We start from the raw sequence: 14,031 nt of genomic DNA, 5'->3' as shown, positions 1-14,031 counted from the left end.
TTGCGGCCCCAACTGCATCAGTGCAGGATCTGGCTGAGGAACAACTTGGTCCGATCACTGCGCGGCCGGTCGAAGAAGTCATCCGGCGCGGCTTGCTCCACAATCTCCCCCTTGTCCATGAAGATCACCCGGTTCGCCACAGTCCGGGCAAAGCCCATTTCGTGGGTTACGCAAAGCATGGTCATGCCATCTTCGGCCAGGCCCACCATGGTATCGAGCACTTCCTTGACCATTTCCGGGTCCAGCGCCGAGGTCGGTTCATCGAACAGCATGATCTTGGGTTTCATGCACAGCGCACGGGCAATCGCCACACGCTGCTGCTGGCCACCCGACAACTGCCCTGGGTACTTGTGCGCCTGCTCCGGAATACGCACCCGCTCCAGGTAATGCATGGCAATTTCCTCGGCCTTGCGCCGTGGCATCTTGCGCACCCACATCGGCGCCAGGGTGCAGTTTTCCAGAATGCTCAGGTGCGGGAACAGGTTGAAGTGCTGGAACACCATGCCCACTTCACGGCGGATAGCCTCGATCTGCTTGAGGTCGTTGGTCAGCTCCACCCCGTCGACCACGATACGCCCCTGCTGATGCTCTTCCAGGCGGTTGAGGCAGCGGATGGTGGTGGACTTGCCCGAGCCGGACGGCCCGCACAGCACGATGCGCTCGCCCTGGCGCACATTCAGGTTGATGTCCTTGAGCACATGGAACTGGCCGTACCACTTGTTCACACCCTGCATCTGGATGATGCCTTCGGGGCCAGCAGGCTGCTTGATCGCTTCACTCATTTCGAAACTCCTAACGCTTGTGGCCAGTGTCCAGCTTGCGCTCCAGATGCATGGAGTAGCGGGACATACCGAAACAGAAAACCCAGAACACCAGGGCGGCGAACACATAGCCCTCGGTGGCCATGCCCAGCCAGGCCGGGTCAGCGGCGGCTTGCTTGACGCTGTTCAGCAGGTCGAACAGGCCGATGATGATCACCAGGCTGGTGTCCTTGAACAGGGCGATGAAGGTGTTGACGATGCCGGGGATCACCAGCTTGAGTGCCTGCGGCAGGATCACCAGGCCCATCGAGCGCCAGTAGCCCAGGCCCATGGCCGCAGCGGCTTCGTACTGGCCCTTGGGGATGGCCTGCAGGCCACCGCGCACCACCTCGGCGATGTACGCCGACTGGAACAGGATCACGCCGATCATCGCCCGCAGCAGCTTGTCGAAGCTCATGCCTTCAGGCAGGAACAACGGCAGCATCACCGAGGACATGAACAGCACGGTGATCAGCGGTACGCCGCGCCAGAACTCGATGAAGGTCACGCACACCACCTTCACGGCTGGCATCCGCGAACGCCGGCCCAGGGCCAGCAGGATGCCCAGCGGCAAGGCACCGACGATACCCACGGTGGCGATCACCAGGGTCAGCATCAGCCCGCCCCATTGGCTGGTCGGCACGCTATCCAGGCCCAGGTAGCCCCCGTGCAGCAGGGTGTAGGCCAAAACCGGGTACAGCACCAGGAAGCCCAGGCCATAGAAGGCCTTGCGCGGGAAGCGCTTGATGAACAGCGGGGCGGCACCGAGCACGGCAAGCCACACGGTCAGGTCCACGCGCCAGCGCAGCTCCGCCGGGTAGTAGCCGTACATGAACTGGCCGAAGCGCTGCTGCACGAACACCCAGCAGGCGCCCTCCTTGGTGCAGTCGGCGCGGGTGGTGCCGACCCAGTTGGCGTCGATCAACGCCCACTGCAGCAACGGCGGCACGATCAGCCACACCAGGTACAGGGCAAACAGGGTCAACAACGTGTTGAGCCAGCTGGAGAACAGATTGGCACGCATCCATGCGAGCACGCCGACGGTTTTCACCGGTGGCGGCATATCGGGTTTGAAAACATGGGCATTCACGGGCGTATCCTCACCGCTCGATCAGCGCAATGCGCTTGTTGTACCAGTTCATCAGCAGCGAAATGCTGATGCTGATGGCGAGATAGACACTCATGGTGATGGCGATCACCTCGATGGCCTGGCCGGTCTGGTTGAGCACGGTACCGGCGAACAGTGAGACCATTTCCGGGTAGCCGATACCGGCCGCCAGCGACGAGTTCTTCGCAAGGTTCAGGTACTGGCTGGTCAGCGGCGGAATGATCACCCGCAGTGCCTGGGGGATGATCACCTTGCGCAGGGTCGGGCCCTCGCGCAGGCCGAGCGAACGGGCGGCTTCGGTCTGGCCATGGCTGACCGAACGGATGCCGGAACGCACGATTTCAGCGATGAAAGCTGCCGTATAAATAGTCAGCGCCAAGGTCAGCGCCAGCAGTTCGGGGATCAATACCCAGCCACCGACGAAGTTGAAGCCCTTCAGCTGCGGTACTTCCCAGGTCACCGGGCTGCCGAACAACAGCACGCTCAAGCCCGGGATGGCGATCAACAGCGCCAGCCCTGCCCAGAACTTGTGGAACGGCACGCCAGTCTCGTCAAAGCGTTTGTTGGCCATGCGCACCATCACGGCAATGGCCGCGATTGCCACCACCACGGCCACTGCAAACGGCCAGAAACCATCGGCCATGGAGGCGCCCGGCATGTTCAGGCCACGGTTGCTGATGAAGAACATATCGTCGATGTTGATGCTGCCCCGTGGGCCTGGCAGGGTCAGGAACACGGCGAAATACCAGAACAGGATCTGCAACAGCGGCGGGATATTGCGGAAGGTTTCCACATACACGGTCGCCAGCTTGTTGATCATCCAGTTTGGCGACAGCCGCGCCACACCGATGATGAAGCCCAGGATCGTCGCCAGGATGACACCGATGAAGGTCACCAGCAGGGTATTGAGCAGGCCGATGACGAACACCCGCGCATAGCTGTCGGATTCCACGTAGGGGATCAGGTGCTGGGCGATGCCGAAGCCGGCACTGCGGTCCAGAAAGTCGAAGCCCGACGTGATGCCTCGGTGCTGCAGGTTGGTTTGCGTGTTGTGGAACAGGTACCAGCCCAGACCGACCACGAAGACGATCGTGAGAATCTGGAACAGCCACGCGCGCACACGCGGATCGTTAAGGGACAAGCCCTTGGGTGCGCCGATTTGATTTTGCATGAAGTGCCCCGGACAGTAGGGATTCGAACAGCCTGCGGCGGCGGGATGCCGCCGCAGGGTGCAACCATCAGCGCACAGGTGGCGCGTACTGGATGCCGCCGTTGTTCCACAGGGCGTTCATGCCACGGTCGATCTTCAGGTCGGTGCTCTGGCCCAGGTTCTTCTCGAAGACTTCGCCGTAGTTGCCGACTTGCTTGACGATCTGCACTACCCAGTCTTTGGGCAGTTTGAGGTCCTTGCCGTACTCGCCATCCCCACCCAGCAGGCGGGCGACGTCCGGGTTCTTGGTGGCCTTGGCCTCAGCTTCGACGTTCTTCGAGGTGATGCCCGCCTCTTCGGCGTTGAGCATGGCGAACAGGGTCCATTTGACGATGCTGAACCACTCCTCGTCGCCCTTGCGCACTACCGGGCCCAGTGGCTCCTTGGAGATGGTTTCCGGCAGCACCACGTAGTCGGTCGGCGCGGCCAGCTTGGAGCGCTGGGCGAACAGCTGCGACTTGTCCGAAGTCAGCACGTCGCAACGGCCGGACTCCAGCGACTTGGCGCTTTCGTCGGACGTGTCGAAGGTGATCGGGGTGTACTTCAGGTTATTGGCGCGGAAGAAGTCCGATACGTTCAGCTCGGTGGTGGTACCGGCCTGGATGCAGATGGTCGCGCCATCGAGCTCCTTGGCGCTGGAAACACCCAGCTTCTTGTTGACCAGGAAGCCGACGCCGTCATAGTAGGTGACACCGGCGAACACCAGGCCCATGCCCGCATCGCGCGAGCTGGTCCAGGTGGTGTTGCGCGACAGCACGTCGACTTCGCCCGATTGCAGGGCGGTGAAGCGTTCCTTGGCGTTGAGCTGGCTGAACTTGACCTTGGTGGCATCGCCAAACACGGCGGCGGCCACGGCACGGCAGACATCGGCGTCGATACCGACGATCTTGCCCTGTGCATCAGGTACCGAGAAGCCTGGAAGACCGTCGCTCACGCCACACTGGACGAAGCCCTTTTTCTTTACCGCATCGAGGGTGGCGCCGGCCTGGGCATTGCTCACGGCGCCCAGCGCGGCGGCAGCGGTCAGGACTGCCAGGGTGGTTTTCAACATCTTCATTCACAACCTCCAAATCGCTCTTGTTGTATCGAGCCGGAATTGCACCGCACCCTTTTGAGGCGTATCCGACCCGTATTGGCTTGTTATTGGGTCAATTGGCGCAATGGACTGTTCTGTGACAGCCTTCGCGTGCAAAGGGTGTTACCGTCACGGCTTGCCCTTTGCATCACAGGTTGAATTGCAAAGGGCGTACCAGATTCTTTGGCTGTAGCGTTTAAGCGCTCGTCAAGTAGGGAAAGTTGTATCGTTGCGACATTCTTTTTCCGACAATCATTTCCCGTGCCTTCTTTTCACGCACGCCATAACAAGACACGCACATTTTCGGAGCAGTCATGACCAACCCGCTGATTCTCGAACCACAGAAAACCGCTGACGCCTGTGTGATCTGGTTGCACGGTCTGGGGGCCGATCGTTACGACTTCCTACCTGTGGCCGAATTCATGCAGGAGCGCCTGCTCAGCACCCGCTTCATCATGCCCCAGGCGCCAACCCGCCCCGTGACCATCAACGGCGGCTACGCCATGCCCAGCTGGTACGACATCAAGGCCATGACCCCAGCCCGCGCCATCGACGAAGCTCAGCTGGAGGAGTCGGCCGAGCAAGTGGTTGCCCTGATCAAGGCCGAGCAGGCCAAAGGCATCAACCTGTCGCGGATCTTCCTGGCCGGTTTCTCCCAGGGTGGTGCGGTGGTGCTGCACACTGCCTATATAAAGTGGCAAGAAGCACTGGGCGGGGTGATCGCCCTGTCCACCTACGCCCCCACCTTCAACGACCAGCACCAGTTGAGTGCCTGCCAGCAACGCACCCCGGCCCTGTGCCTGCATGGGGTGCACGACCCGGTAGTGATCCCGTCCATGGGCCGCACCGCCTTCGAGTACCTGAACACCTGGGGCGTCGCCGCCCGCTGGCACGAGTACCCGATGGAGCACGAAGTGGTAGTCGAAGAGCTGAACGACATTCACGAATGGCTGGCCAAGCAACTGCAATAAGCCGCGACCGCCTGTAGTTGTAGGGCTATTCCACTACGCCGCGCCCGAATCTTGCATTACACTGCCCGGCGTACATTCCTTAACCAGTTGATGAGACGATCGTGCTCAAGGCACTCAAGAAAATATTCGGCAAGGGAGACGCCGCGCCACAGGCCGTCGCTCCTGCTGCCAGCGTGACGCCACCGGCGCCCACGCCCGCCAGCGAGCCCCGGCCCGCAGCCAAACCGGCCGCCCCGCGCGCCAACCCCACCCCCAAGGCTGAGCGGCCTGCCGCCGTTACGCCAGCGCCAGCAGCCGAGAAGCCGGCCAAGGACAAACCGCGTCGCGAGCGCAAGCCCAAACCGCAGGCCAGCCTATGGAAGCCCGAAGACTTCGTGGTCGAGCCGCAGGAAGGCAAAACCCGTTTCCACGACTTCAAGCTGTCCAACGAGCTGATGCACGCCATCCACGACCTGGGCTTCCCATACTGCACGCCGATTCAGGCGCAGGTACTGGGTTACACCCTGCGTGGCCAGGACGCCATCGGCCGGGCCCAGACCGGTACCGGCAAGACCGCCGCATTCCTGATCTCGATCATTTCCCAGTTGCAGCAAACGCCCCCGCCCAAGGAACGCTACATGGGCGAACCGCGCGCGCTGATCATCGCCCCTACCCGCGAGCTGGTGGTGCAGATCGCCAAGGACGCCGCGGCCCTGACCAAGTACACCGGCCTGAACGTGATGAGCTTCGTCGGTGGCATGGACTTCGACAAGCAGCTCAAGGCCCTGGAAGCGCGCCACTGCGATATCCTGGTGGCCACCCCGGGCCGCCTGCTGGACTTCAATCAGCGCGGCGAGGTGCACCTGGACATGGTCGAGGTGATGGTGCTGGACGAAGCCGACCGCATGCTCGACATGGGCTTCATCCCCCAGGTTCGCCAGATCATTCGCCAGACGCCGCCGAAGAGCGAGCGCCAGACCCTGCTGTTCTCCGCCACCTTCACCGACGACGTGATGAACCTGGCCAAGCAGTGGACCACCAACCCGGCCATCGTCGAGATCGAACCGGAAAACGTCGCCAGCGAAACGGTCGAGCAGCATGTGTATGCCGTGGCCGGCAGCGACAAGTACAAGCTGCTGTACAACCTGGTGACCCAGAACAAGTGGGAACGGGTAATGGTGTTCGCCAACCGCAAGGACGAAGTGCGGCGTATCGAAGAAAAGCTGGTGCGTGACGGCATCAATGCCGCCCAGCTGTCGGGCGACGTGCCGCAACACAAGCGCATCCGTACCCTGGAGAGCTTCCGTGAAGGGCGCATCACCGTGCTGGTGGCGACCGACGTGGCGGGGCGTGGTATTCACATCGATGGTATCAGCCATGTGATCAACTTCACCCTGCCGGAAGACCCGGACGACTACGTGCACCGCATTGGCCGAACTGGCCGTGCGGGGAGCAGTGGTGTGTCGATCAGCTTTGCCGGTGAGGATGATTCCTACCAGTTGCCGGCGATCGAAGAACTGCTGGGGCGCAAGATCAAGTGTGAAATGCCGCCGGATGAGCTGTTGAAGCCGGTGCCGCGCAAGCACCACTGATTACCCGAAATGCTAACGCCGTCCCTGTAGGAGCGGCCTTGTGTCGCGAAAGGGCCGCGCAGCGGCCCCAAAGATTTCATCTTTAATGCAGCTATTGCCGGGGCCGCTTTGCGGCCCTTTCGCGACACAAGGCCGCTCCTACAGGGAATCGGTGCAACCTTGACTACCAGCGCCCCGCCGCATCCTGGTCACTCTGCTTCCCTTCCACCCACCGCGGCCCTTCCTCGGTATTCTCCTTCTTCCAGAACGGCGCCCGGGTCTTCAGGTAGTCCATGATGAAGTTGCAGGCGTCGAACGCTGCCTGCCGATGGGCACTGGCCACACCGACGAACACGATCGGCTCACCCGGCTCCAGCGCACCGATGCGGTGCAGCACTTCCACCTTCAGCAGTGGCCAGCGCTGCTCGGCCTCGACCACGATCTTGGCCAAGGCCTTCTCGGTCATGCCGGGATAGTGTTCAAGGAACATCCCCGCCACTTCACGGCCATCGTTGAAATCCCGCACATAGCCGACAAAACCGACCACCGCGCCCACGCCGACGTTGGCCGCATGCATGGCATTGACCTCGGCCCCCGGGTCGAACGCGCCTTGCTGCACTCGCACTGCCATGTTCAGCCTCCGGTCACCGGCGGGAAAAACGCCACTTCATCACCCTCTGCCAGCGGCTCGTCGAGTTTGCACAGTTCTTCGTTACGCGCGGACATCAGGTTCTGCTCGGCCAGCACCGCATATTGCCCGCCCTTGGCCACCAGGACCTGGCGGACATCGTCCAGCACCTTGAACGCGCCCTCTACATGCTCGGCATCCACGCCCAGCAGCTCGCGGTAACGGGCAAAATAACTCACCTTGACCTTCATCACGCCTGCACCTTGTAGTGACCGCTCTTGCCGCCGAGCTTTTCCAGCAGGCGCACTTGCTCGATGACCATGCCCTTGTCCACCGCCTTGCACATGTCATAGATCGTCAGCGCCGCCACACTGGCTGCGGTCAACGCTTCCATCTCCACACCGGTCTGCCCCGCCAGCTTGCAACGGGCGACGATACGCACAGTGTCCTGGCCCTCGGCACTGAGTTCGACCTTGACGCTGGTCAGCATCAATGGGTGGCACAGCGGGATCAGGTCGCTGGTCTTCTTCGCCGCCTGGATCCCGGCAATGCGCGCCACGGCGAACACGTCGCCTTTGGGGTGTTCACCGTCGACGATCATCTGCAACGTCTGCGGCAACATGCGCACCCGCGCCTCGGCGGTGGCCTCGCGCTCGGTCACGGCCTTTTCAGTGACGTCGACCATGTTGGCCCGCCCCTGGGAATCAAGATGTGTCAGCACTGCTCTGCTCCTGTGAAGGGAACAGCCAGTGTAAACCCGTGGGTCAGGTTTGAGCAGAGGGTTTGACCGCGAAGAGGCCGGGCGGCGAACCGCCCGGCGGCAAGGGTTACAGATGCGACTCGGCGTACTCGGCCAGCACCGAGCGTGGCACGCCCTGCAGGGTGATGTGCACGCCGTGGGGGAAGTCCTTGAAACGCTCGGTCAGGTAGGTCAGGCCCGAGCTGGTCGCGGACAGGTAGGGGGTGTCGATCTGCGCCAGGTTGCCCAGGCAGACCACCTTGGAACCGGAGCCGGCACGGGTAATGATGGTTTTCATCTGGTGCGGCGTCAGGTTCTGGCACTCGTCGATCAGGATCAGGCTTTGCTGGAAGCTGCGGCCACGGATGTAGTTCAGCGACTTGAACTGCAACGGCACGCGTTCGAGGATGTACTCGACGCTGCCATGGGTACTTTCGTCATCCATGTGCAAGGCTTCGAGGTTGTCGGTGATAGCGCCCAGCCACGGCTCCATTTTCTCCGCTTCGGTACCCGGCAGGAAGCCGATCTCCTGGTCCAGCCCCTGCACGCTGCGGGTGGCGATGATGCGCCGGTAGCGCTTGCTGACCATGGTCTGCTCGATGGCCGCAGCCAGGGCCAGGATGGTCTTGCCGGAGCCTGCGGCGCCGGTCAGGTTGACCAGGTGGATATCCGGGTCGAGCAAGGCGAACAGCGCCAGGCTTTGGTGGATGTCGCGTGGTTTCAGGCCCCAGGCTTCCTGGTGCAGCAGCGGTTCCTGGTGCAAGTCGAGCAGCAGCAGTTCGTCGTTGCGGATGCCCTTGATCCAGCCGACGAAGCCCTGCTCATCGATGATGAACTCGTTGATATGCACGGCTGGCAAGTTGTCGATCATCTGCACCCGATGCCAGGTACGGCCACGCTCCTGGCGGGTATCGACCTTGCTGACGCGGTCCCAGAACGAGCCGGTGACCGAGTGGTAACCCTTGGACAGCAAGGACACGTCATCGACCAACTGGTCGGTGCTGTAGTCCTCGGCCGCAATGCCACAGGCGCGCGCCTTCAGGCGCATGTTGATGTCTTTGGTGACCAGCACCACGTCCAAGTCGGTGCGCCGGCTGCGTACGTCGAGCAAGGTGTTGATGATGATGTTGTCGTTGAGGTTTTCCGGCAGCAACTTGCTGGGCTCGTTGCGCGGGCTCATCAGGATCGACAGGAAGCCCTTGGGCCCGCTTTTGTTGCGCTGGATCGGCACGCCCTGCTCGACATCGCTAGGCGAAGCGTCACCAAGGGTCTGGTCGATCAGGCGGATGGCCTGCCGGCATTCGGCGGCGATGGTCTGTTTACCGGTCTTGAGCTTGTCGAGTTCCTCCAGCACCGTCATCGGAATGGCGACATGGTGCTCCTCGAAGTTCAGTAACGCGTTGGGGTCGTGAATCAGGACGTTGGTATCGAGCACATAGAGGATTGGCTTGCTGGAGGAAGGGTTGCGTCCTTGGTCATCCATACTCGGTCACCTTATGTCGAAGCCATACGGCGCGGTCTGTTGCGCCGCAAAGTGACTGCCGCTGTTCCCGTATCCGCGTTGTTACGGGCGGGAAGCGAACCTGGCAAGGTGGGCCTGGATGACGCCACCTGTGCTGCAGGAATCGGCTGTCTGGTTTCTTCATACCGCAAAAACCATGACCAAAAAAAGCATTTTTACGTGTTTTTGAACTTTATTTTTCTGATTGACGAAGCCCTCTTGGCGGCAGGGCCAGAGGGGTCTACGCTCAGAAGTCATACCCTCTATTCGCTATATCCATATTCTCGGCAACTCTCCCAGCCAATCCCGCTCTGGGCGGTATTGCGCAGCACCCATTCCACCGCCGGCTGCGCCTTGGGCAGGCTGTCATGGAACTGGATCACGCCCTTGCGCCACAGCAGCATCAGGGTCAGTACACGCTGCGCCGACGCCTCTGCGCTCAGTGCGCCGTCATCCTGGGCATCGATATCCCATAACGATACCCGCAGCTGTTGGCTGGCCATGAACGCCTCGCCGTCGGCCCGGCGCTGGCCATAAGGCGGGCGGAACAGCGGCACATACTGTTCCGGCAAGTCGGCCTGCACCCGCGCCTGGCTGCGCCGCAGCGAATCCTGCCAGTCGGTCCACTGCGCATGGGAGCGGTACTCCCAACCCTGGATGCCCACGCACTGGCCGCCATAGAGCCGGCGCAAGGCGTTCGCAGCCCCGCCATCCCGGCGTTGCTGCAGACGGTTGCCGAGCACGAAGAACGTGCCTTCGAGCTTCTGCCGGCGCAAGTAATCGGTGAGTAAATCGGTACTGCCACTCTCAGGCCCGGGCCCGCCGACGAAGGTCAGCAGGAACATACGGTCGTTCAATTCGTCGCCATTGCGCTCGCGCGAAGACAACCGCTCGATTTCGCTACTGGTCTGCGGCAACAACGCCGCCTTGCGCAGCTGCTCGTCCAGATAGCGCACATGAAACTGATGGCTTGGCTCGACCCAGCCGGTATAGAACGTGCCGACATCAGCAGCGAACGTGGCTGCCTGCGTGCGCAACTCCGCCATCGACGTAACCGGGTAGCAGAACGACGCGTCCTGCTCGCAACTGCGCTGCGCCTGTTGATAACCTGCCCACAACCGCTGCCACATACGTGCCCGCACCTGGCGCACCTTCTGCAGGTTGATCTGCCGCAGCCCCAGCCTCGCCGCCAGCGCCGAGTCATCCAGCAACTCGCTTTCGTGCAGCACCTGGGCGAACGAAAGGATTTCCGCCCGCGAGGCCACGTCGAACAGCGCCGGGCTGTTCAGTTGCTCGGGCCACAGGCTGCGGTCCAGGCTGACCTGGGGTGAAGGGGCGGCTTGCACGGCCAGGCTCAGCAGAGCGGCCAGCAAGGCAAAGGCAGTGCGCACGGTCGAAGGCTCCGCAACGGCAAAACGCGAACTATAGCGCCTGCATCGGCCATGGTCTGTGACTATCGTCGCCATAGTTTGGACTTGCACCGCCCAGCCCGTAGAATCCTCGACCAACGATGCCAGGAGCCGACCCGATGCTGACGGTGATTTCCCCCGCCAAGACCCTCGACTACGACACCCCGCCAGTAACCGAGCGTTTCACCCTGCCCCAGTACCTGGATGACTCCCAGGCGCTGATCCAGCAGCTGCGCGAACTGTCGCCAGCGCAGATCAGCGAACTGATGCACCTGTCCGACAAGCTCGCGGGCCTGAATGCCGCTCGTTTCGGCAGCTGGACCCCAGACTTCACCCCCGCCAATGCCAAACAGGCGCTGCTGGCGTTCAAGGGTGACGTGTACACCGGCCTCGACGCCGAAAGCCTGGCTGAAGACGACTTCAGTTACGCACAAGACCACCTGCGCATGCTTTCTGGCCTGTACGGCCTGCTGCGCCCGCTGGACCTGATGCAGCCCTACCGCCTGGAAATGGGCACCAAGCTGGCCAACGCACGCGGCAAGGACCTGTACGCCTTCTGGGGCACACGCATCAGCGAATGGCTGAACGAGGCCCTGGCCGAACAGGGTGATGACGTGCTGCTGAACCTGGCCAGCAATGAGTACTTCAGCGCGGTGAAACGCAGCGCGCTGAAGGCCCGGGTGATCAATGTCGATTTCAAGGACCTGAAGAACGGCCAGTACAAGATCATCAGCTTCTACGCCAAGAAAGCCCGCGGCATGATGAGCCGCTTCGTCATCCAGCAGCGCATCAGCGACCCAGAGCAGCTCAAGCAGTTCGATGTGCAGGGCTATTACTACAGTGCCGAGCAGTCCAAGCCGGACCATCTGGTGTTCCTGCGCGATCACCCTGCCGATTAAGCCTGCAAAGCCCTCTTCGCGGGCGTGTCCGCGAAGGGGCCATCAGCCAAGCCCCATCCCCTCCGCCCTGCAACAGGGCACGATGCAAATCGCCATCACGCCATAAATCAGGCGCCAACAAATCGACATGCCTACCTTTATCGCCAAACGCCATAAGACCGTTCATACCTTTTTTGACGAATTTTGAAAAATATTTTCCGATACTGGCATAAAAACATCTCGTAACAGTTACACCCTTGATACACGGGGGTGAAACACCCGCGTGCTATCAAATTGAAACTGCCTACAACTGAATAAATATTTAGAAATCTTTCATCCGAGCGAAACCGGCTCAGGAACTTCTGCTAGGAGCAATCGCTCATAGTGCCGTAACGATTTTCCTGCCTGTGGGCTGTGAGAGATGACTTACAGATGACAACGGCAGGTATCCACTACCGTGCCCTTACAACTTCGACAGGTACTACGGGAACACCCCAAGACCGTGTCCATGCTGGAGATACGCGCCCCTTAAAAATCGTCCTAGTGGTTGATTTCAAAGGATTTATCCACTTGAAAAAACAAGCACAGCAACGCGCCAAGTAGCGCATTGCAATAAAGACGGCTGCATTTCAGGGCACGTTTTTTAATTGATGGCTTTTTACTGCCAACTTTGAGCGCATAACTTTTTGCGCTCCGGATTTATTTTGCCTGCGCTCGGCGAAGTGTGCATTCGCCATGGATCCGTGCGCCCGAAAACTGTTGTTAATCAACCCAGCCCGGCACTCTGCGGAGGCGCCGGCGTGATAAACACATGAGGTGATAGCGATGCGTATCAGCATCTTTGGTTTGGGTTATGTGGGTGCAGTCTGTGCAGGCTGCCTGACGGCGCGTGGCCATGAAGTGATCGGTGTGGACGTGTCCAGCACCAAGATCGACCTGATCAACCAGGGCAAGTCGCCCATCGTCGAACCTGGCCTGGAAGCACTGCTGCAACAGGGCATCGCCAATGGCCGCCTGCGTGGCACCACCGACTTCGCCGAAGCCATCCGTGCCAGCGATGTGTCGATGATCTGCGTGGGTACGCCCAGCAAGAAAAACGGCGACCTGGGCCTTGAGTACATCGAATCGGTGTGCCGTGAAATCGGCTACGTGCTGCGTGACACCACCCGCCGTCACACCATCGTGGTGCGCAGCACCGTGCTGCCGGGCACCGTCAAGAATGTGGTCATCCCGATCCTCGAAGACTGCTCGGGCAAAAAGGCCGGCGTCGACTTCGGTGTCGCGGTCAACCCGGAATTCCTGCGTGAAAGCACCGCCATCAAGGACTACGACCAGCCACCGATGACGGTTATCGGCGAACTGGACAGCGCCAGCGGCGACATCCTCCAGGCCCTGTACGAAGAGCTTGACGCCCCGGTCATCCGCAAGCCGATCGAGGTGGCCGAGATGATCAAGTACACCTGCAACGTGTGGCACGCCACCAAGGTCACCTTCGCCAACGAAATCGGCAACATTGCCAAGGCGGTAGGCGTTGATGGCCGTGAAGTGATGGACGTGGTCTGCCAGGACACGGTGCTGAACCTGTCCCAGTACTACATGCGCCCAGGTTTCGCCTTCGGCGGCTCGTGCCTGCCCAAGGACGTGCGTGCCCTCACCTACCGTGCTGCCAGTCTCGATGTGCGCGCACCGCTGCTCGACTCGCTGATGCGCAGCAACGAATCGCAGGTGCAGAACGCTTTCGAGCTGATCGAAGCCCACGACAAGCGCAAGGTCGCCCTGCTGGGCCTGAGCTTCAAAGCCGGCACCGACGACCTGCGCGAAAGCCCACTGGTCGAGCTGGCCGAGCGCCTGATCGGCAAGGGCTACCAGTTGGACATCTACGACGAGAACGTCCAGTACGCCCGCGTCCACGGCGCCAACAAGGACTACATCGAATCGAAGATCCCGCATGTGTCGTCGCTGCTCAATGCCAACTTCCAGCAGGTGATCGACAACGCCGACATCATCGTCCTCGGCAACCGTGACGAGCAGTTCCGCGCGCTGGCCCAGCAAGCGCCAGCTGGCAAGCAAGTAATCGACTTGGTCGGTTTCATGAGCAAACCAACCTGCACCACCAGCCGTACCGAAGGCATCTGCTGGTAAGTGCCTGACCGGGCAGCGCA

At 61.2% G+C, this 14,031-nt stretch carries 13 protein-coding genes; 4 read left to right on the top strand and 9 right to left on the bottom strand.

Features of this window, described 5'->3' with window-relative positions; genetic code table 11:
- Positions 1–17: 17 nt before the first annotated feature.
- The 4 genes from Q9451_RS04025 to Q9451_RS04010 all read right to left on the bottom strand — a co-directional run bounded on the left by Q9451_RS04025 (position 18) and on the right by Q9451_RS04010 (position 4,175).
- Positions 18–782 carry an amino acid ABC transporter ATP-binding protein gene (locus tag Q9451_RS04025; protein ID WP_003251792.1) on the bottom strand — a complete coding sequence of 255 codons (765 nt, stop codon included), beginning with the start codon at positions 780–782 and terminating at the stop codon, positions 18–20.
- A 10-nt stretch (positions 783–792) separates the two neighbouring features.
- Positions 793–1,890, bottom strand: a complete 1,098-nt coding sequence (locus Q9451_RS04020) for an amino acid ABC transporter permease (RefSeq protein ID WP_012274089.1) — start codon at positions 1,888–1,890, stop codon at positions 793–795.
- 10 nt (positions 1,891–1,900) lie between these two features.
- Positions 1,901–3,079: an amino acid ABC transporter permease gene (locus Q9451_RS04015; protein WP_012274090.1), complete on the bottom strand. Its 1,179-nt coding sequence runs from the start codon at positions 3,077–3,079 to the stop codon at positions 1,901–1,903.
- A gap of 67 nt (positions 3,080–3,146) precedes the next feature.
- Complete coding sequence (locus Q9451_RS04010; RefSeq protein WP_012274091.1) at positions 3,147–4,175, bottom strand: amino acid ABC transporter substrate-binding protein; 1,029 nt, start codon at positions 4,173–4,175, stop codon at positions 3,147–3,149.
- Between the two features lie 332 nt (positions 4,176–4,507).
- Between Q9451_RS04010 and Q9451_RS04005 the strand changes: the two genes are divergently transcribed.
- Entirely contained in the window at positions 4,508–5,164 is a 657-nt protein-coding gene (locus tag Q9451_RS04005; protein WP_012274092.1) for an alpha/beta fold hydrolase, read from the top strand.
- Positions 5,165–5,265: 101 nt separating this feature from the next.
- Complete coding sequence (gene rhlB / locus Q9451_RS04000) at positions 5,266–6,735, top strand: ATP-dependent RNA helicase RhlB (protein WP_012274093.1); 1,470 nt, start codon at positions 5,266–5,268, stop codon at positions 6,733–6,735.
- Between the two features lie 163 nt (positions 6,736–6,898).
- Here the strand turns inward: rhlB and moaE are convergent, their stop codons facing one another.
- The 5 genes from moaE to Q9451_RS03975 all read right to left on the bottom strand — a co-directional run bounded on the left by moaE (position 6,899) and on the right by Q9451_RS03975 (position 10,973).
- Complete coding sequence (moaE, locus tag Q9451_RS03995; RefSeq protein WP_012274094.1) at positions 6,899–7,345, bottom strand: molybdopterin synthase catalytic subunit MoaE; 447 nt, start codon at positions 7,343–7,345, stop codon at positions 6,899–6,901.
- A 2-nt stretch (positions 7,346–7,347) separates the two neighbouring features.
- Entirely contained in the window at positions 7,348–7,593 is a 246-nt protein-coding gene (locus tag Q9451_RS03990; RefSeq protein WP_012274095.1) for a MoaD/ThiS family protein, read from the bottom strand.
- Positions 7,593–8,063 (bottom strand): cyclic pyranopterin monophosphate synthase MoaC, encoded by a 471-nt coding sequence (gene moaC / locus Q9451_RS03985; RefSeq protein ID WP_012274096.1) that lies wholly within the window; start codon positions 8,061–8,063, stop codon positions 7,593–7,595. The genes Q9451_RS03990 and moaC overlap by 1 nt, the downstream gene beginning before the upstream one ends.
- Positions 8,064–8,169: 106 nt before the next feature.
- Positions 8,170–9,564, bottom strand: a complete 1,395-nt coding sequence (locus tag Q9451_RS03980; RefSeq protein ID WP_012274097.1) for a PhoH family protein — start codon at positions 9,562–9,564, stop codon at positions 8,170–8,172.
- Positions 9,565–9,845: 281 nt separating this feature from the next.
- Entirely contained in the window at positions 9,846–10,973 is a 1,128-nt protein-coding gene (locus tag Q9451_RS03975; RefSeq protein WP_060493260.1) for a polysaccharide deacetylase family protein, read from the bottom strand.
- Between the two features lie 137 nt (positions 10,974–11,110).
- Here Q9451_RS03975 and yaaA point away from each other — a divergent pair, with 137 nt between their 5' ends.
- Both yaaA and Q9451_RS03965 read left to right on the top strand, forming a co-directional pair.
- Positions 11,111–11,890: a peroxide stress protein YaaA gene (gene yaaA, locus Q9451_RS03970; protein ID WP_012274099.1), complete on the top strand. Its 780-nt coding sequence runs from the start codon at positions 11,111–11,113 to the stop codon at positions 11,888–11,890.
- An 804-nt stretch (positions 11,891–12,694) separates the two neighbouring features.
- Positions 12,695–14,011: a UDP-glucose/GDP-mannose dehydrogenase family protein gene (locus tag Q9451_RS03965; RefSeq protein ID WP_012274100.1), complete on the top strand. Its 1,317-nt coding sequence runs from the start codon at positions 12,695–12,697 to the stop codon at positions 14,009–14,011.
- The last annotated feature ends 20 nt before the right edge of the window (positions 14,012–14,031 follow it).

The sequence above is a fragment of the Pseudomonas sp. NY8896 genome (assembly GCF_039634505.1).
The sequence above is the reverse complement of the archived record's forward strand: the minus strand, read 5'-3'. Positions and strand labels throughout refer to the sequence as shown.